1 protein-coding gene is annotated in these 284 nt (G+C 73.2%); it reads left to right on the top strand.

Annotation, left to right across the window (positions count from 1 at the left end; translation table 11 throughout):
* The coding region (locus OOT08_RS17675; RefSeq protein WP_325094179.1) for an ABC transporter permease at positions 1-284 on the top strand (284 nt) is incomplete at both ends.

Here is a 284-nt window from a genome sequence, read left to right as displayed (position 1 = left end):
CTCGCGATCCCCCCGATCCTCGCGGGAGCCTACTCCGGGGTCGAGTCCGTCGACCGGGCCGCGGTGGACGCCTCCCGCGCCCTGGGCATGACCGAGTGGCAAATCCTCTGCCGCGTCGAGGTGCCCCTCGCCCTGCCCCTGATCGTCGGGGGCCTGCGTTCGGCCGTGCTCCAGGTCGTCGCCACCGCGACCGTCGCCGCGTATCTCCCCCTCGGCGGCCTGGGCCGCTACCTCTTCGATGCCCTCCCCGTGCAGGACTACGCGCAGATGCTCTCCGGGGCCAT

Source organism: Leucobacter sp. M11, from assembly GCF_035726885.1.
Classification (GTDB): Bacteria; Actinomycetota; Actinomycetes; order Actinomycetales; family Microbacteriaceae; genus JAPFRB01.
The sequence above is the reverse complement of the archived record's forward strand: the minus strand, read 5'-3'. Positions and strand labels throughout refer to the sequence as shown.